General features: G+C 40.9%; 1 rRNA gene. It reads left to right on the forward strand.

Annotated elements, in window-relative coordinates:
- Positions 1 to 151: 151 nt before the first annotated feature.
- Positions 152 to 281: ribosomal RNA gene (locus CD118_RS11225) — 23S ribosomal RNA — on the forward strand; the annotation flags it as partial.

Raw genomic sequence — 281 nt, forward strand, 5'->3', positions numbered from 1 at the left:
ATTGTACATTGAAAACTAGATAAGTAAGTATAGATTTTACCAAGCAAAACCGAGTGACAAGCGAAAGCTTGAAACAAAATTATCGCTAGTCGTCGACAGACGACTCACATAATTAATAACTGGTGTATTGAGTGGAAGCTCAATCATAAAAGATTAAGTTATTAAGGGCGCACGGTGGATGCCTTGGCACTAGAAGCCGATGAAGGACGTTACTAACGACGATATGCTTTGGGGAGCTGTAAGTAAGCTTTGATCCAGAGATTTCCGAATGGGGGAACCCA

It is taken from the genome of Staphylococcus coagulans (assembly GCF_002901995.1).
Lineage (GTDB): Bacteria > Bacillota > Bacilli > Staphylococcales > Staphylococcaceae > Staphylococcus > Staphylococcus coagulans.